Source organism: Kocuria sp. WRN011 (genome assembly GCF_002295155.1).
Classification (GTDB): domain Bacteria; phylum Actinomycetota; class Actinomycetes; order Actinomycetales; family Micrococcaceae; genus Kocuria; species Kocuria carniphila.
This window is the reverse complement of the sequence record NZ_NSGI01000007.1, coordinates 240,054-256,268: the sequence shown is the minus strand read 5'-3', so window position 1 is coordinate 256,268 and position 16,215 is coordinate 240,054. Positions and strand designations below refer to the sequence as shown.

Genomic DNA, 16,215 nt, shown 5'->3' with positions numbered 1-16,215 from the left:
CGGCCAGTTCCATCACCGGCACCAGCCCGGCGGACCCGATGAGGTTCGGCTCGTCGAAGGAAACTGACACGGCAGCAGGCGTGTGGGAAACTTGCATCTGCGAGATGCCCTCTCATCGCGGTGGAACGGAACCCTGAACAAGTCCCATTCTTCCCGGTCAGACGGGCATCCCGTCTTTAATTGCGACCCAAGCCCAGCATGCTCATCGGTGGATCAAGGCTAAGACTCTCGACGACCAAGCAGCAGCGATCCGGGACGTCATCACTCGGCGAGGCGATCAGCCTGCGATTCTCGTCGCTCACAGCGGCGCCAACGCCCCCGTCAGCCTCGTCCTTGACCGGCACCCCGAGCTCGTCGCCCGGGTGATGTGGGTTGATTCCGGCCCCGTGGCGGACGGCACCGTCTTTGCCCCTGACTTCCCGGCTGAGCTCGATGAGCTACCTCTGCCGTCGTTCGATGCCCTCGGACAGCAGGCGAGTCTCGAAGGCTTGAGCGCCGAGGCCCTTGAGCGATTCCGGACGAGGGCTGTCCCGGAGCCTGCCTCAGTGCTCCGTCAACCCGTCGAGCTGGTGAACGAGTCCCGCCACGGCGTCCCGACGACCTTAGTGTGCTGCTCAATCTCGGGCGAGCAGGTAACGGAACTGGTCCAGGCAGGTCACCCCATGTTTGCCGAGGTCGCGAATCTCGAACACGTCGACATCATCGACCTCCCCACGGGACACTGGCCCATGTGGAGCCGACCGCGCGACCTCGCCGAAATCATCCGATCCGCGGCATCGCAGACCAGCTGAATTGCACTCGCGACCTGATGGGACCAGCCGATTCGGCTGGTCCCTTTTCGTTTCGAGGCCGAGCGCCGCGGTGAACTCGAGGGGCGGCTGCACTATGACAACCATCACCACCGCGATACTGCCTGCGAGAATCTGCCGCCGTACTCACGATTGACCAAAGCGTCCGGTGAGTACACCTAGGCGGCGCTCACCCGCACCGCCTCGGTTAGCTGACGGGCGGCCTGCACGACTACTTCCGCGTGCTTCTGTCCAGGCTGCTTGGACAGCCGTTCAATGGGACCGGAAATCGACACGGCCGCGATGACCCGCCCGGAAGGCCCGCGCACCGGCGCCGAGACCGAGGCGATGCCCGGCTCGCGCTCGCCGATCGACTGGGCCCAGCCGCGGCGTCGTACGCCGGCCAAGGTGGTGGCCGAGAAGCGAGCGTGCGCGAGGCCCTCGATCAATCGGGCGTGGTCCTCCCATGCGATCAGAACCTGCGCGGCGGAACCGGCCTTCATGGACAGTTGAGTGCCCACAGGAATCGTGTCGCGCAGGCCGATGGGGCGTTCGGCGGAGGCCACGCACACGCGCCATTCACCCTGACGACGGAACACCTGCGACGACTCCCCGGTGGCATCGCGCAGTTGGAGCAACACCGGTGCCGAGGCGGAGATGAGACGGTCCTCGCCCGCGGCCGATGCAAGCTCGACGACGCGCGAGCCCAGGACGAACCGGCCTTGGACATCACGTCCGACGAATCGGTGATGGGCCAAGGCCACCGCCAGTCGATGCACGGTGGGGCGGGCCAGACCCGTGGCCTCCACGAGATCCGCGAGCGAAGCGGGTCCGGCTTCGAGCGCGTCCAGAATGAGAGACGCCTTGTCGATGACACCCACCCCCGACGGCGAGAAGGACGACTCCACGGGCATGCCCGCACCCGTGCCCCGTCCGCCGAGCGGAGTTCCGAGGAGTGCGCCGGTGGGATCCATCGCATCAAGATTGTCCATGCTCTAAGACTGCCGTCTCACAATGCGAGAAGCAAGCGAGTACACTGGAACTGCTCGGCGTGTCCCGTGGACCATAGAGAAAACACGGTGCCGAGCGATCCACGCGAGGTACCCCGCGACCGGTTCACCGGCGCAGCCATGATCAGGAGAGGTTTAGATGTCAGAAACCACCGGAGCCCGCACCACTGCGCAGGATTCCAGCGCCACTCCGCGCACGCTCGCCGAGAAGGTCTGGACGGATCACCTGGTGCGCCAGGGCGAGAACGGCCAGCCCGACCTGATCTACATCGATCTTCACCTCGTCCACGAGGTCACTAGCCCCCAGGCCTTCGAGGGTCTGCGCCTGGCCGGCCGTGGCCTGCGTCGCCCCGATCTGACGATTGCAACCGAGGACCACAACACGCCCACCGAAGATATTTTCTCGACCATCAAGGACGAGACTTCCCGCAAGCAGATCGACACCCTGCGTGCCAACTGTGAAGAATTCGGTGTTCGACTGCACTCCCTGGGAGACGCGGAACAGGGCATCGTGCACGTGGTGGGACCGCAGCTGGGTCTGACCCAACCGGGCATGACCGTGGTGTGCGGTGACTCCCACACCTCGACCCACGGTGCGTTCGGCGCGCTGGCTTTCGGTATCGGCACCTCCGAGGTCGAGCACGTCATGGCCACCCAGACTCTGTCGTTGGCTCCGTTCAAGACCATGGCCATCACGGTGGAAGGCACGCTCAAGCCGGGCGTGACCTCCAAGGACATCATCCTGGCGGTGATTGCCAAGATCGGCACCGGTGGTGGTCAGGGTTACGTGCTGGAATTCCGGGGCTCGGCCATTCGGTCGCTGTCGATGGAAGCCCGCATGACCATTTGCAACATGTCGATCGAGGCCGGTGCCCGCGCGGGCATGATCGCTCCGGACCAGACCACGTTCGATTACGTCCAGGGCCGACCGCATGCGCCGCAGGGCGAGGACTGGGATGCCGCGGTCGAGTACTGGAAGACCCTGCACACCGATGAGGGCGCCGAGTTCGACAACGAGGTGTTCATCGACGCGGACGAGCTGGAACCGTTCGTCACGTGGGGCACCAACCCCGGCCAGGGTGTGCCGCTGTCCGAGCCCGTGCCCAACCCGGAGGACGCGGGGGACGACAACGCCAAGGACGCCGCCCGCCGCGCCCTGGAGTACATGGGCCTGGAAGCCGGGACTCCGATGAAGGAGATCCCCGTGGACACCGTATTCCTGGGGTCGTGCACCAACTCACGCATCGAGGACCTGCGGATCGCCGCGGACATTGTGAAGGGCCGGACCAAGGCCGAGAACGTGCGCATGATGGTGGTCCCCGGTTCCGCCAAGGTCCGCTTGCAGGCCGAGGCCGAGGGCCTGGATCAGGTGTTCAAGGACTTCGGTGCGGACTGGCGCTTTGCTGGTTGCTCCATGTGCCTGGGCATGAACCCGGATCAGCTGGCACCGGGGGAGCGCTGCGCCTCGACCTCCAACCGCAACTTCGAAGGACGCCAGGGTAAGGGTGGTCGCACCCACTTGGTCTCGCCCGTGGTCGCCGCCGCGACCGCCGTGCGCGGAACCCTCAGCGCGCCGTCGGACCTGGAATCCGTGCCCGCCGTCTAAATCGATTCTCGGCGCCCGGCCGGACCGGCAGGCGGCCCAGTAACTGTAGTAAGGACCTCACCATGGAGAAATTCATTACCCACCGCGGCACGGGTGTGCCGCTCAAGCAGTCGAACGTGGACACGGACCAGATCATCCCGGCCGTCTACCTCAAGCGCATCACCAAGACCGGCTTCGACGACGCGCTCTTCGCCGGTTGGCGGAAGAACCCTGACTTCGTGCTCAACCAGGACGTCTACAAGGACGGTTCCGTGCTGGTCGCTGGGTCTGACTTCGGCACGGGTTCCTCCCGTGAGCACGCCGTGTGGGCGCTGCGCGACTACGGCTTCAACGTGGTGATTTCCTCCCGTTTCGCCGACATTTTCCGCGGTAACTCCGGCAAGCAGGGTCTGCTGGCGGCGCAGGTGGACCAGTCGGACGTGGAACTGCTGTGGAAGCTCATGGACGAACAGCCCGGCATCGAGATCGAGGTGGACCTCGAGTCCAAAACCATCACGTGCGACACCGTCACGGTCCCGTTCCAGATCGACGACTACACCCGGTGGCGTCTGATGGAAGGACTGGATGACATTGGTCTCACTCTTCAGCATGACGAAGACGTCAAGGCCTACGAAGACGGCCGACCGGCGTTCAAGCCCGTCACGCTCCCGGCAAAAAGCTGAGAACTCAGTGCGCTGATAAGTCTGTCGACTCGTTAGAATAGCCAGGTTCCGTACTGCGCTATGCGATGGAATGTTAGCTTCCCCCGAGATCGGTAGGTCATGAGTTCTTTACGAATCACCGGCGGAGTTCCGCTGTCAGGTCAGGTAACCGTCCGCGGAGCCAAGAACCTGGTTCCCAAGGCCATGGTCGCTGCGCTGCTCGGTTCGACACCGTCAGTTCTCGGCAACGTCCCCGAGATCAAGGACGTGTCCGTGGTGACCAACCTCCTTGGTCTGCACGGGGTCTCGGTCACTCGTGATGGCGCCGACGGCGTTCTCACCCTCGATCCGTCCAACGTCACCCAGGCGCGCCACGCGGACATCGACGCGCACGCGGGGGATTCTCGAATCCCGATCCTTTTGTGCGGCCCGCTGCTGCACGCGTTGGGTGAGGCGTTCATTCCCGACCTGGGTGGCTGCCGCATCGGTGACCGACCCATCAACTACCACCTGGAAGTGCTGCGCAACTTCGGTGCGCGTGTCGAGAAGCTGGAATCCGGCATCCGCATGAGTGCACCACACGGGTTGCAGGGCGCCAAGATCGATCTGCCCTACCCGTCCGTGGGCGCCACCGAACAGGTCCTGCTCACCGCGACCCGCGCCGAGGGTCACACCGAACTGCGGGGGGCCGCGACCGAACCCGAGATCATGGACCTGATCGCCATTCTGCAGAAGATGGGCGCGATCATCACGGTCCAGACCGACCGCGTGATCCGCATCGAGGGTGTTCCTGAGCTGCGCGGCTACAAGCACCGTGCCCTGCCGGACCGTATCGAGGCGGCGTCGTGGGGTTCCGCGGCCCTGTCCACCGGCGGTGACATCTTTGTGGCCGGGGCCAAGCAGGCGGACATGATGGCCTTCCTCAACACCTACCGCAAGCTCGGTGGCGGCCTGGACATACAGGACGAGGGCATCCGCTTCTACCACCCGGGTGGCGATCTGAACCCGCTCATCGTGGAAACCAACGTGCACCCCGGATTCATGACCGACTGGCAGCAGCCCCTGGTGGTCGCTCTGACCCAGGCCAAGGGCGTGTCGATCGTGCACGAGACGGTCTACGAGAATCGTTTCGGTTTCACCCGCGCGCTCAACCGCATGGGTGCCGGAATCCAACTGCACCGCGAGTGCCTGGGGTCCGTGCCGTGCCGCTTCGGTCAACGCAACTTCCTGCACTCCGCCGTAATTTCCGGCCCCACGCCTCTGAAGGCCACGGACATCAACATCCCCGACCTGCGCGGTGGCTTCTCGCACCTGATCGCGGCCATGGCGGCGGACGGCGTTTCACACGTGACCGGTATCGAACTGATCAAACGAGGCTACGAGCACTTCACCGATAAGCTGGCGGGACTGGGCGCGGACTTCGATCTCGAAGAACGCTGAGCACCTGTCGGCCCAGCGAGTGTCTGTCACGAGCGGTGTAGGGAGAGAATGCTCGAGTGAGTAGAACGTCGCAGCGGTCCACGTACCGGGTCTTGGCGGGGATTGCCATTCCCCTCTACCGTTTGGTCGCCAAGATCTCCTGGAGGGGGACCGAGAACTTTCCGGACTCCGGGGGGTTCGTGGTCGCGGCCAATCACCTCACCGAGATCGACCCCATCACGGTGGCGTACCCGGTCTACAAGTCGGGCATCATGCCCAGGTTTCTGGCCAAGGAGTCCTTGTTCCGGGTCCCCGTCATTGGTCGGCTGCTCACCCACATCGGCATGGTTCCCGTGTATCGCGGGACCACGCGCGCCAAGGATTCGTTGGAAGCCGCGTTCATTGAGCTCAATGACGGTGGTGCCATCCTGGTGTATCCGGAAGGCACCGTGACTCGTGACCCCCGCATGTGGCCCATGCGCGCCCACACGGGAGCGTCGCGGCTGTCGCTGCAGGGCCAAGTTCCCGTGGTGCCCATGGCCCACTGGGGCGACCAGGAGGTGCTGTACCGGGACCCGCAGGGGAAACGGACCTTCAACCTGTTCCCGCCCAAGAAGGTCCGCGTGCTCATTGGGGAACCCCTCCTTCCGCAGGACCTCATGCGTCCCGGGAAACACTCCACGGATCAACCCACCGCGGATGACCTCAATTACGCGACCACCGTGATCATGGATCGCATCACCGATCTCCTGGCCGAGTTGCGTGCTGAAGTAGCGCCCGCGGACCGCTTCAACCCTCGCGTTCGCAAGGAATCCCGATGAACGCCTCTGCCGGCCGCCCGATCGACCGCGAGGCACCCCCGGAAGCCGCCGCGGCGTCGTCGTTGATCGCCCTGGCCGAGGAACCCAACGGGCCGAGCAAAGTCGCCGTGCTGGGCGCGGGTTCGTGGGGCACCACGTTCGCCAAGGTCCTCGCCGACGCCGCTCGCGACGCCGGTGCCGAACGCACCGTCCACTTGTGGGGCCGCAATCCCGAATCGATGGAGCGGATCCGCGAGACCGGCCGCAACGAGCGCTACGTGCCCGACATCCATCTGCCGAACCAGATTCATTTCTCCTCCGATCTGCGCGACACCCTGAGCGGGGCGCGTTTGGTCGTGGCCGCGATCCCGGCGCAGTCACTGCGCGCGCAACTGGCTGCGGTGGCCGAGCTGATCGACCCGGACGCTGTGGTGTTGTCACTGGCCAAGGGCCTGGAATCCGCGACCGGACTGCGCATGACCGAGGTGATTGCGCAGGCTCTGGCCGAGCACACCGAGAGCAGTCATGACGATTGGGCGCGCCGCTCGTGCGTGCTCTCGGGTCCGAACCTGGCCATGGAAATCGCGCGGGAAGAGCCCACCGCATCCGTGGTGGCGGCCCCGGAACTGACCACCGCCGCGTGGGTGGCCCGTTGCTGCGCCGCCCCGTACTTCCGTCCGTACACGAATACCGATGTCACCGGCACAGAGATCGGCGGCCTGGTGAAGAACGTGATCGCCCTGTGCGTCGGCATCTGTGACGGCCGCGGCTACGGCGACAATTCCAAGGCCTCCGTGATGACCCGTGGGCTGGCCGAAACCACCCGCCTGGCCCTGGCGCTGGGCGGTGACCTGACCACGCTGTCCGGGCTGTCCGGCATGGGAGACCTGGTCGCCACGTGTTCGTCTTCGCTGTCCAGGAACCACACGGCGGGTAAGCTGCTGGGTTCGGGACTGAGTATCGCTCAGGTCCAGGACGCCATGACCCAAACCGCGGAGGCCATCAGGTCGGCCCCCGCCGTGTTGGCTCTGGCCCAAGAACACGACGTGGAAATGCCCATCACGGAGGCTGTGGTGGGTGTGCTACGCGGCGACATTCCGGTAGATCAGCTGGCACCCAAGCTGCTCGGCCGCGATCTCAAATCCGAAGGGAACAGCGCATGATGAACAGTGCGGACAACGCTCAAGCGACCGCGGAGGGGGCCGGTTCGGCCACGAAACCCTGCGTCGCCGTGGTGTTCGGGGGCCGTTCCTCCGAGCACTCGGTGTCCTTGATCACCGCGCGTTCGGTGCTGCGTGCCATTAACCGCGACCGGTGGGACGTGGTGAGCGTGGGCATCTCCACGGACGGCGCCTGGTTCCTGTACTCCCAGGACGAGTTGGAAGCACTTCTGGATCATCAGCCCCTGGCCACGTTGCCCGTGGGTGATCAGCGCGTCACCTTGCCGCTGCAGGTGGGGGAGAACGAGCTACTCGTCCACGACCTCAATTCCGAAGGCGGCACCATCACCCGGGGCCGCCACATCGACGCCGTGTTCCCGCTGCTGCACGGGCCCTTCGGTGAGGACGGAACCCTGCAGGGTCTGTTGGAGTTGGCCGACCTGCCGTACGTGGGCTGCGGTGTCTCGGCCTCTGCCATTGGCATGGACAAGCACTTCATGAAGGTCGCCTTCGAGGCCGCCGGACTGGAGGTCGGCCCGTACACGGTGGTGCACAACCGCGACTGGCTGACCAACTCGGAGCAGGTCCGGGAGAACGTGGCCGCGCTCGGGTTCCCGGTGTTCGTCAAACCCGCCCGCGCGGGTTCATCGTTCGGAATCACCCGCGTCGACAGGGCAGAGGACCTCGACGACGCCATCGAGACAGCCCGCGAGCACGACCTCAAGCTCGTGATCGAGGCGGGGATCGAGGGCCGCGAAATCGAGTGTGCCGTGCTGGGCGGCCATGAGTGGTCCGCGCCGCGCGCGTCCCTGCCCGGCGAGATCGAGGTCCAGGGCCACGACTTCTACGACTTCGAGGCCAAGTACGTCGAGGACGACGGCGCTCGGCTGTCCTGCCCCGCGAATCTCCCGGGCGACGTGATCGAGACTCTGCGGGAGAAGGCCGTTCAGGCGTTCGATGCCATCGACGGTGAAGGTCTGTCGCGCTGCGATTTCTTCGTGACGCCCGATCACAGGGTGGTTATCAACGAGATCAACACTATGCCCGGCTTCACGCCCATTTCCATGTACCCGCGGATGTGGGCGGCGTCCGGACTGGAGTACCCGGACCTGATCGACGAGCTGATTTCGCTGGCTCTCGAACGTCCCGTGGGACTGCGCTAACTAGTCGTCGATTCGAACACCCCCTGGCCCGACTCGGGTTAGGGGGTGTTCTGCAAGTCCAGAGTGTCGGAGACGGACAGGCACGTGCTCTCCTGCGGGATCTGTGCCACGGCACTGCCGGCCTCCACGATTGCGGTGGATGAGGGGACGCGACCGGTGTCGAAGAGCATTTCCACCGCGGGGGAGCGACCGTAACTGACGGCTCGCCACTGGTTTTCCTGGCCCTCGACCTCGGAGATGAGCCAGTCGACGCCGTTGACGTTGGTGCACGGGTCGGTGGTGGGTGCGGGCGGTTCCACACCGCAGCGCACGATCACGCCCGAGGGTTCGCCGTAGGCGGTGGTGCCCTGGCTCGTGGTGGCCCGCTGATCCAGGTCACCCATGGTCTCGGGCATGGCCAGCATGGCGGACGCGCACGCGGGGTCCGTATTGTGCGGTGCGCCTTCGACCGAGACGGGGGAGCCGCAACCGGTGAGCAACAATCCGCTCAGTGCCATGGTCGCCAGGGCCGCGCGGCGGGTGGAGATGTGGAGTCCGTGAGATCCGTCCTGGGAGCGCGCGCGGGAGAAGAACATGACCTCCACTGTAGACGTGCTGACCGGGTGGCTTCTGCGAACCAGGGTGTGCCGCTCGTTACGCTGAACCCATGACCGTTTCCCCCACACCGACCCCCGCAGCCACGGTGGAGCAGGTCTCCGAATCCGAGCTGCTGTCAGTGTTCCTGCCGCTGTCCAAAACCGCGTCCTCGTATGTCGAGGTGGGGCCTGGGGACGATTGCGCTGTGGTGGCGGTTCCGCAAGGGCGAGTCGTCATCACGACCGACACACAAGTGGTTGACCAGGATTTCCGGGTGCGCTGGCCCAACGGCTACGAAACCACGGGAGCGGATACCGCCCACAAATGCGCGGCGCAAAACCTTGCGGACATCGCCGCGATGGGCGCGGTTCCAACCTCCATGGTCGTGTCGATGACCTTGCCCGGGAACACCCCGGTGCAGTGGGTGCAGGACTTCGCCACCGGGCTGGCAGAAGCGTTCGACAGACTCGGTGCCACCGATTGTGCCCTGGTGGGCGGTGATTTGGGTCGCGGCCGTGAGTTGTCCGTGACCGCAACGGTGCTGGGCGTCATGGAGGATGGAAACCCAGTGCTGCGGTCGGGGGCCGGTGCCGGTGGGACGTTGGTGCACGTCGGCGCTCTCGGACTTGCTGCCGCGGGGCTCAGCGCTCTGGAGGCCCCGCCCGGCAGCGGCTGGGACCGGGTACCCGAGCACAATCGACGAGAACTCGAGCGCGCACAGTTGCGTCCCCTTGCACCGATTCTTACTGGGCCGAAAGCTGCCCGCGCCGGCGTGAGCGCCATGATCGACATCTCGGACGGACTGTTACGTGATGCGGGCCGTGTGGCGCGAGCGAGCGGCGTCGTCGTCGACCTGGACCCGGCTGCCCTGGAAGAGGCCGTGGCGCAGCTGGCGGAGGCCGGCAATGCCGCCGGTGTGGACCCGTGGCGCTGGGTGCTGACCGGGGGAGAGGACCACGGTTTGCTCGCTGTGCTTCCGCCCGGTGTTCAGGTTCCCCCGGGGATGCGTGCGATAGGCTCGTGTGCGCCCGCAGACCGCCGACCGGCGGATATCGGGGACACCGCCGTCACCATTGCCGGGCAGGATCCGGGCCAATGGCTCGGCTACGACGTGGGTGAAGGATGGGATCATTTTGAGCCATAAAGGAGGCTCTACGGTATCGGCCGTGCGCGATTGGTTGGACTGCGCGCACCGTGCTCTGGTCGAGCACACGGACGTCCTCAATGATCTCAATGTCTTTCCCGTGGCCGATTCCGATACCGGCGTCAATCTCAGCACCACGGTGGGCTACGCGACCGAGGCGGCCCAGCTGATCGAGGGCAACGACATTGGCGAGCTGCTGCAGCATGCCGGCCGTGCCGCCCTGGAACAGGCTCGAGGGAACTCCGGTGTGCTCGTGGCCCTGACGCTCACCGCCATGGGAACATCGCTCGAAGGTTCCACGCGCATGACGGCCGGTGAACTCCGAGATGCGTTTTCCGCCGCGCAGGTGCGTTGTTGGTCGGCACTCACCGATCCGGTGGACGGCACGTTGATTTCCGTCCTTGAGGCCGTGAGCAAGGTGTCTCTCCCGGAGAATTCCCAGGACGGCTCCAACCAACAACTCTCCGACTGGATGGACCTGGTCATCGCCCGCGGCAGCCACGCCGTGATCGAGACCCTGGACCAACTTCCGGTACTGCACGAACGCGGCACCGTGGATTCGGGTGCGCTCGGCATGTTGATCGTACTGGTCGAACTCAGGGCGGCCCTGACCGGTGACCTGACCCGGCACAATCCGGTCCCGGACATCATTCGCGACTACTCCGACCACACCGGGCACAAGGACAAACACGATTCCGTTGGCTTCGAGGTCATGTGCACGGTGGAGCTTTCCGCCCTGGACGCCGCCGAACTGCGCCACGAACTGGACAGTGCCGGGGACAGCGTCTTGGTCAGTGCAGTGAGTGAAACGGACAACGGCTACACGTGGCGCGTGCACGTGCACGTGGAAGATCCCGAGGAAGCACTGGAACTCATGCGCGCACGCGGCCAGGCGGTCAACGTGAGCGTGACGTCACTCGGTTCTGACGAGCCCCAGGTTTCTCCGTGACCACCGCGGCTCAGCCGGTCTCGGCCTTCGCCGGACTTCTGGACCAGCCACTGACCCGTTACATCCCGGGTAATTCCCCCACGAGCACGGTCAAGCTGCTCGAGAAGGATCTGGGCGTCACCACGGTGGGCGAGTTATTGGACTACGCGCCGCGCCGCTACATCCGTCGCGGCCACCTGCAACTGCTGGGCGACCTGGTCGCCGGGGAGCGCACGTCGTTCGTGGCCCGCGTGGAATCTTCGTCTACGCGGCGCATGCAACGAGATCCGCGCCGCAGCCTGACGGACGTGATCGTTTCGGACGGCACCGGAGCCAGCCTCAAGATCACGTTCTTCAACGCGTACACGGCGCAAAAGGAACTGCCCGTGGGCACGCACGCCCTGTTCACCGGAAAACCCGAGCTCTACCGCGGGAACCTGTCCATGACGGGTGCAGACTACGCGGTGGTGGACACCCCGGACTCCGTCACGGACTTCACGTCCCAGTCCGGCGAGGTCTATCCGATCCCGGTGTATCCGGAGAGCGGCAAGCTCACCACCCCGCGCATCACGCGCGCCGTCCAGCAACTGCTGCTGACCGCGGATCTGGACTCACTGACCGATCCGATCCCGCACCACATCCTGGAACGCGAAAAACTCGTTGGCCTCGCACAGGCTTATCGTGACCTGCACCGCCCGGAGTCAGTGGACGCGTTCCAAAAGGCACAGGAGCGGTTCCGCTACCAAGAGGCCTTCGTACTCCAAACGGAACTCGCGCGGCGTCGTCATGAACACGCATCCCAACCCGTCGAGGAGCGCCCCGCCCGCGCGGACGGCCTGCTGTCCCGCTACGACGCCGCCCTGCCGTTCACCCTGACGGACGGCCAGCGAACGGTGGGCGAGCAGATCCAGGCCGAGCTGGCAGGCACCGCGCCCATGAACCGGCTGCTCCAGGGCGACGTGGGTTCCGGTAAGACCGTGGTGGCCCTGCGTGCGATGCTGCAGATCGTGGATACTGGCGGACAGGCGGCCATGCTGGCGCCCACCGAGGTGCTCGCCCAGCAGCACTACGACAAGATCGTGGCCTCACTCGGCCCTCTCGCCCGACCCGATCAGCTGGACGGCGATCCGGACGGCACCAAGGTCGTGTTGCTGACCGGCTCACTGCCCACCGCGGCCAAACGCGCCGCGTTGTTGGACATCGCGAGCGGTGCTGCCGGCATCGTGGTGGGCACACACGCGCTGATTCAGGAGAAGGTCCAGTTCGCCGATCTCGGCCTGGCGGTCGTGGACGAACAGCACCGTTTTGGCGTGGAACAGCGCGACGCCCTGCGTGACAAGGCAGGACACACGCCCCACACCCTGGTCATGACCGCGACGCCCATCCCGCGCACGGTGGCCATGACGGTCTTCGGCGACCTGGACGTCAGCACCCTGCGCGAGCTGCCCGGCGGCCGCCGCCCCATCCACACGCACGTGGTGGGCCTGGCCGAACACGGTCCCTCCTGGGAACGGCGCGTGTGGGCGCTCGCGGGCGAGCACATTTCGCGCGGCCGTCAGGTCTACGTGGTGGCGCCCAAGATCGGCGACGACGCCGCCCTCCCGCCCTTCGATTCCCTGCGAGACTCGTTGCTCGCGGCCCAGGAACAAGGCGCTGACGGGGACGGCCCCGAGCCGGCCACGGTCCAGTGGCTCGAGCGCCTGATCAGTGCGCAACCGGAGCTGCGGGATGCTCGGATCGCCGTGCTGCATGGCCGACAGGATCCGCTCGTGAAGACCGAAACGATGAACCGGTTCGCGGCTGGTGAGATCGACGTGCTGATCTCCACCACCGTAATTGAAGTGGGCGTGGACGTTGCCAACGCGTCACTCATGATCATGGTGGATCCCGAGCGGTTCGGAATTTCCCAGTTGCATCAGCTGCGCGGACGCATCGGCCGTGGCGAGCACGAAAGCACGTGCTTGTTGGTCACGCGCAGCCGTCCGGATCATCCGGGCCGGGAACGACTGGCCGCGGTCGCCTCCACCACGGACGGTTTCGAACTTGCAGAAGTGGACCTCAAACTGCGCCGCGAAGGCAACATCCTGGGGGCCTCGCAATCCGGGCGGAAGTCCGGCCTGCGCTGGATCAGCGCGCTACGCGATGAAGCCCTGGTCACCCGTGCCCGAGAGGACGCCGAAGTCGTCATTTCCGAAGACCCGCAATTGGCCCAGCACACAGAACTGCTCGCTGCCATCGGACGAGTGGTGGACGAGAACAGCCAAGCATTTTTGGAGCGCGGATGACACGCATCATTTCCGGGACCGCGGGCGGACTGCGCATCAAGTCAGTGCCCGGTTCGGCCACCCGCCCCACGACCGATCGCGTCAAGGAATCGCTGTTCGCACGCTTGGAGGCGTGGGGCATGTGCGAAGACTCCCGCGTGCTCGACCTCTTCGCCGGTTCCGGAGCCCTCGGTCTGGAGGCCGCGAGCCGGGGAGCACGAGAGGTGACCCTGGTGGAAAAGGCGGCCGGAGCGGCGTCGGTGTGCCGAGCGAACGCGCAAGTGCTTGCCGGTGCCCGACCGGATATCGAGATCACCACGGTGCAGTCCCCGGTGGCCACCTTTCTGGCCCGGCAGGGAAATCATCGTTGGGATCTGGTGTTGGTCGATCCGCCGTACCCGCTGCCCAACGAGGACCTGACCGCGCTACTGGCGCGACTGGTGGGGCACCTCGGCCCGGGGGCGGTCATTGTGGTGGAACGCTCCGCGCGCACCGAGGAACCGGTGTGGCCGGAGGGGCTGCAGCGGTTTGAACGCAGCGCCCACGGCGAGACCGTCCTGTGGTACGTGGAGGAGACCCCTAGTGAGGAGTCCGCCGCCGAGCATCCCGAGGACGCGGAATCCGCTTAGAGGCCGGTTGAGCAGTGCTCGTGGGGCGGAGGGTTCTCGTTTCCGAGCTTCCTCAGGGCTACATGGTTCTGGACCTCAGAGCGACAACGTGAGATCGGCCATCGCCTTGCGCAGCACGTCGGTGCGCTTGCAGAAAGCCAAACGAAGCCAGTCCGTGTAGAGATCCCGGTTGGCTTCACCCACGAACGCGGAGACGGGAATCCCGACCACGCCGGCGTTCTCGGCCCAGTGCTCGCCCAACTCACGGGCGTTACTCACGCCCGCCAGGGGGTAAAGATCGCTCACGTCGGTCACGGCGAAGAACGTGCCCTGCGGTTCCGGCGGGTTCAGCCCGGCCTCGCGCAGGCCGTTGATCAGGACGTCGCGGCGCGCGCGGTAATTGTCCAGCAGGTGCTCGTAGAACTCGGGCGGGAAGCCGACGGCCTCCGCAACGGCGTGCTGCAGGGGAGCGGCGGCGCTGTGGGACATGTAGGACTTCACCGCGGTCACGCCGCGGATCAGGTGCTCCGGACCGCTGACCCAGCCCACGCGCCAACCCGTGGCGGAGAACGTCTTGCCCGCCGATGACACGGTCAGGGTGCGCTCGAAGGCACCGGGCAGGGTGGCGATCGGGATGTGTTGCCCGTTGAAGCGCAAGTGTTCGTAGACCTCGTCGGTGACGATCACGGCGTCGAACTCGGTGGCCAACTCGACCAGCTGCGTGAGGAACTCGCGCGACGCCACGGTGCCCGTGGGGTTGTGCGGATCGTTGAGGATCACGGCGCGGGTGCGGGGCGAGAAGGCGGCGCGAACGTCGTCGGGATCGGGTGTGAACGCGGGCGGCAGCAGCGGAACCGGGACCGCCGTGGCGCCGGCGAAACGGACCACCGCGCCGTAGAGGTCGTAGTGGGGTTCGAACACGACCACCTCGTCTCCGGGCTCCAGGAAGGACAACAGGCTGGCCGTTAGTCCCTCGGTGGCACCGGCACTGACGATGATCTGGGACTCGGTGTCCAGCTCCTGGGCATAGAAGTGACGCTGGTGCTCGGCAATGGCGGTACGGAGCGCCGGGATGCCCTTGATGGGCGCGTACTGGTTGTGGCCGGCGGCCAGCGCCTCGGAGGCGGCGTCGACCATGCGTTCGGGTGCGGGGAAATCCGGGAAGCCCTGGCCAAGGTTCACGGCACCGGTGCGTTGGGCCAGCGCCGTCATTTCCTCGAAGACCGTGGAACGCAGCTGTCCGGACGCATCCAGGAGTCCGCCGCCGGCGGCCATGCGCTGCCAGGGTGTTTCGGCCGAGCCGGTGGTGGGGGACTGGGAACCAGAGGTGTGCGCTGTCATGGACTCAGTCTAGGGAAGGCACCTCGCCTGGCCGAGCTGCGCCGTCACGATTGCTGTGCGGCACGATGGCCGGGCGGTGGGGGTGCGGCGGGGCTGGTTGGTGCGCGAGCGCCGTCGGTGTGCTCCCGGCGGTTAGGGTGGAGGAATGCGACGCGCAATCTGCCCCGGCTCCTTCGACCCGATCCACCTGGGCCACGTGGCCGTGATCCGCCGCGCTTGTCGGCTCTTCGACGAGGTGATCGTGGCGGTGTCCACGAACCCCAACAAGAAGCACCGGTTCGACGAGCAAACGCGACTGCGGCTCGTGCGCGAGGTCTTCGCGGATGAACCGTCGGTGGTCGTGGAGCCGCTGGAATCCGGTTTGATCGCAGATTATGCAGCGAGCCGTAAGGCCGTGGCGCTGGTCAAGGGGCTGCGCAACGGTGCGGACTACGACTACGAACTGCCCATGGCCACCATGAATCGCACCCTCACCGGCGTGGAGACCGTGTTCATCCCGGGGGAGCCGTCGCTGTTGCATTTATCCTCTACGCTCGTGATGGAAGTCCACGGCCTGGACGGGGACGTCAGCGGGTTCGTCTCGCCCCAGGTATTGGACGCCATCAAGGAACGCGACCGAGCGTCATAGCCGCGTTCCGCCCCACCATTCATCGGCTCGCACCGAGCTTCGTCAGTCACCGCCCAACTTGGCGACGACGTCGCTCGGCGGGCCCCGCGTGGCCCGTCACCTTGGGTGCGTGCTACCATGATCTGTCGGCCCATGTCGT

The 16,215-nt window shown here is 65.8% G+C and carries 14 protein-coding genes and 2 pseudogenes; 13 read left to right on the top strand and 3 right to left on the bottom strand.

Annotated features, from left to right (window positions below):
• Nucleotides 1-218: 218 nt before the first annotated feature.
• Nucleotides 219-791: pseudogene (locus tag CKW39_RS11785) on the top strand (alpha/beta fold hydrolase); the annotation flags it as partial.
• 54 nt (nt 792-845) lie between these two features.
• Nucleotides 846-971 (top strand): annotated as a pseudogene (locus CKW39_RS15810) (IS481 family transposase); the annotation flags it as partial.
• Here CKW39_RS15810 and CKW39_RS11780 read toward each other — a convergent pair.
• Nucleotides 968-1,702, bottom strand: coding sequence for an IclR family transcriptional regulator (locus tag CKW39_RS11780; RefSeq protein ID WP_158222947.1), 735 nt, complete (start codon nt 1,700-1,702; stop codon nt 968-970). The pseudogene CKW39_RS15810 and the gene CKW39_RS11780 overlap by 4 nt on opposite strands.
• Nucleotides 1,703-1,937: 235 nt before the next feature.
• Between CKW39_RS11780 and leuC the strand changes: the two genes are divergently transcribed.
• The 6 genes from leuC (at nt 1,938) to CKW39_RS11750 (ending at nt 8,587) form a co-directional block, all read left to right on the top strand.
• Nucleotides 1,938-3,404, top strand: coding sequence for a 3-isopropylmalate dehydratase large subunit (leuC, locus tag CKW39_RS11775; protein WP_095798295.1), 1,467 nt, complete (start codon nt 1,938-1,940; stop codon nt 3,402-3,404).
• A gap of 62 nt (nt 3,405-3,466) precedes the next feature.
• Complete coding sequence (gene leuD, locus CKW39_RS11770) at nt 3,467-4,066, top strand: 3-isopropylmalate dehydratase small subunit (RefSeq protein WP_095798294.1); 600 nt, start codon at nt 3,467-3,469, stop codon at nt 4,064-4,066.
• A gap of 99 nt (nt 4,067-4,165) precedes the next feature.
• The gene (gene murA, locus CKW39_RS11765) at nt 4,166-5,485 is read left to right on the top strand and encodes a UDP-N-acetylglucosamine 1-carboxyvinyltransferase (protein WP_095798293.1); all 1,320 of its coding nucleotides are present in this window, start codon (nt 4,166-4,168) and stop codon (nt 5,483-5,485) included.
• A gap of 56 nt (nt 5,486-5,541) precedes the next feature.
• On the top strand, nt 5,542-6,285 hold the full coding sequence (locus CKW39_RS11760) for a 1-acyl-sn-glycerol-3-phosphate acyltransferase (protein WP_095798292.1): 744 nt from the start codon (nt 5,542-5,544) through the stop codon (nt 6,283-6,285).
• 62 nt (nt 6,286-6,347) lie between these two features.
• Nucleotides 6,348-7,427, top strand: coding sequence for an NAD(P)H-dependent glycerol-3-phosphate dehydrogenase (locus CKW39_RS11755; protein ID WP_371514753.1), 1,080 nt, complete (start codon nt 6,348-6,350; stop codon nt 7,425-7,427).
• Nucleotides 7,427-8,587: a D-alanine--D-alanine ligase family protein gene (locus tag CKW39_RS11750; RefSeq protein ID WP_095798321.1), complete on the top strand. Its 1,161-nt coding sequence runs from the start codon at nt 7,427-7,429 to the stop codon at nt 8,585-8,587. The genes CKW39_RS11755 and CKW39_RS11750 overlap by 1 nt, the downstream gene beginning before the upstream one ends.
• A gap of 38 nt (nt 8,588-8,625) precedes the next feature.
• Here CKW39_RS11750 and CKW39_RS11745 read toward each other — a convergent pair whose 3' ends face one another.
• A complete protein-coding gene (locus tag CKW39_RS11745; RefSeq protein ID WP_095798290.1) occupies nt 8,626-9,162 on the bottom strand; it encodes a DUF3515 domain-containing protein in 537 nt (178 codons plus the stop codon).
• Nucleotides 9,163-9,233: 71 nt separating this feature from the next.
• Here CKW39_RS11745 and thiL point away from each other — a divergent pair, with 71 nt between their 5' ends.
• Genes thiL through rsmD form a run of 4 tightly spaced genes read left to right on the top strand, consistent with a single transcriptional unit; the run spans nt 9,234 to nt 14,128 of the window.
• Nucleotides 9,234-10,307: a thiamine-phosphate kinase gene (gene thiL, locus CKW39_RS11740; RefSeq protein ID WP_095798289.1), complete on the top strand. Its 1,074-nt coding sequence runs from the start codon at nt 9,234-9,236 to the stop codon at nt 10,305-10,307.
• A gap of 22 nt (nt 10,308-10,329) precedes the next feature.
• A complete protein-coding gene (locus CKW39_RS11735; RefSeq protein ID WP_095798288.1) occupies nt 10,330-11,256 on the top strand; it encodes a DAK2 domain-containing protein in 927 nt (308 codons plus the stop codon).
• Entirely contained in the window at nt 11,253-13,520 is a 2,268-nt protein-coding gene (locus CKW39_RS11730) for an ATP-dependent DNA helicase RecG (RefSeq protein WP_173674311.1), read from the top strand. Before CKW39_RS11735 ends, CKW39_RS11730 begins: the two co-directional genes overlap by 4 nt.
• On the top strand, nt 13,517-14,128 hold the full coding sequence (gene rsmD, locus CKW39_RS11725) for a 16S rRNA (guanine(966)-N(2))-methyltransferase RsmD (RefSeq protein WP_095798287.1): 612 nt from the start codon (nt 13,517-13,519) through the stop codon (nt 14,126-14,128). The genes CKW39_RS11730 and rsmD overlap by 4 nt, the downstream gene beginning before the upstream one ends.
• 75 nt (nt 14,129-14,203) lie before the next feature.
• Here rsmD and CKW39_RS11720 read toward each other — a convergent pair whose 3' ends face one another.
• The gene (locus CKW39_RS11720; protein ID WP_095798286.1) at nt 14,204-15,448 is read right to left on the bottom strand and encodes an aminotransferase class I/II-fold pyridoxal phosphate-dependent enzyme; all 1,245 of its coding nucleotides are present in this window, start codon (nt 15,446-15,448) and stop codon (nt 14,204-14,206) included.
• A gap of 145 nt (nt 15,449-15,593) precedes the next feature.
• Between CKW39_RS11720 and coaD the strand changes: the two genes are divergently transcribed.
• Nucleotides 15,594-16,076, top strand: coding sequence for a pantetheine-phosphate adenylyltransferase (gene coaD / locus CKW39_RS11715; RefSeq protein ID WP_095798285.1), 483 nt, complete (start codon nt 15,594-15,596; stop codon nt 16,074-16,076).
• Nucleotides 16,077-16,215: the final 139 nt, after the last annotated feature.

Excerpts from the sequence above, each read along its gene's own strand:
- CKW39_RS11780 (WP_158222947.1), bottom strand. The coding sequence starts at position 1,702 with ATGCCCGTGGAGTCGTCCTTCTCGCCGTCGGGGGTGGGTGTCATCGAC.
- leuC (WP_095798295.1), top strand. The coding sequence starts at position 1,938 with ATGTCAGAAACCACCGGAGCCCGCACCACTGCGCAGGATTCCAGCGCC.
- leuD (WP_095798294.1), top strand. The coding sequence starts at position 3,467 with ATGGAGAAATTCATTACCCACCGCGGCACGGGTGTGCCGCTCAAGCAG.
- murA (WP_095798293.1), top strand. The coding sequence starts at position 4,166 with ATGAGTTCTTTACGAATCACCGGCGGAGTTCCGCTGTCAGGTCAGGTA.
- CKW39_RS11750 (WP_095798321.1), top strand. The coding sequence starts at position 7,427 with ATGAACAGTGCGGACAACGCTCAAGCGACCGCGGAGGGGGCCGGTTCG.
- CKW39_RS11745 (WP_095798290.1), bottom strand. The coding sequence starts at position 9,162 with ATGTTCTTCTCCCGCGCGCGCTCCCAGGACGGATCTCACGGACTCCAC.
- thiL (WP_095798289.1), top strand. The coding sequence starts at position 9,234 with ATGACCGTTTCCCCCACACCGACCCCCGCAGCCACGGTGGAGCAGGTC.
- rsmD (WP_095798287.1), top strand. The coding sequence starts at position 13,517 with ATGACACGCATCATTTCCGGGACCGCGGGCGGACTGCGCATCAAGTCA.
- CKW39_RS11720 (WP_095798286.1), bottom strand. The coding sequence starts at position 15,448 with ATGACAGCGCACACCTCTGGTTCCCAGTCCCCCACCACCGGCTCGGCC.
- coaD (WP_095798285.1), top strand. The coding sequence starts at position 15,594 with ATGCGACGCGCAATCTGCCCCGGCTCCTTCGACCCGATCCACCTGGGC.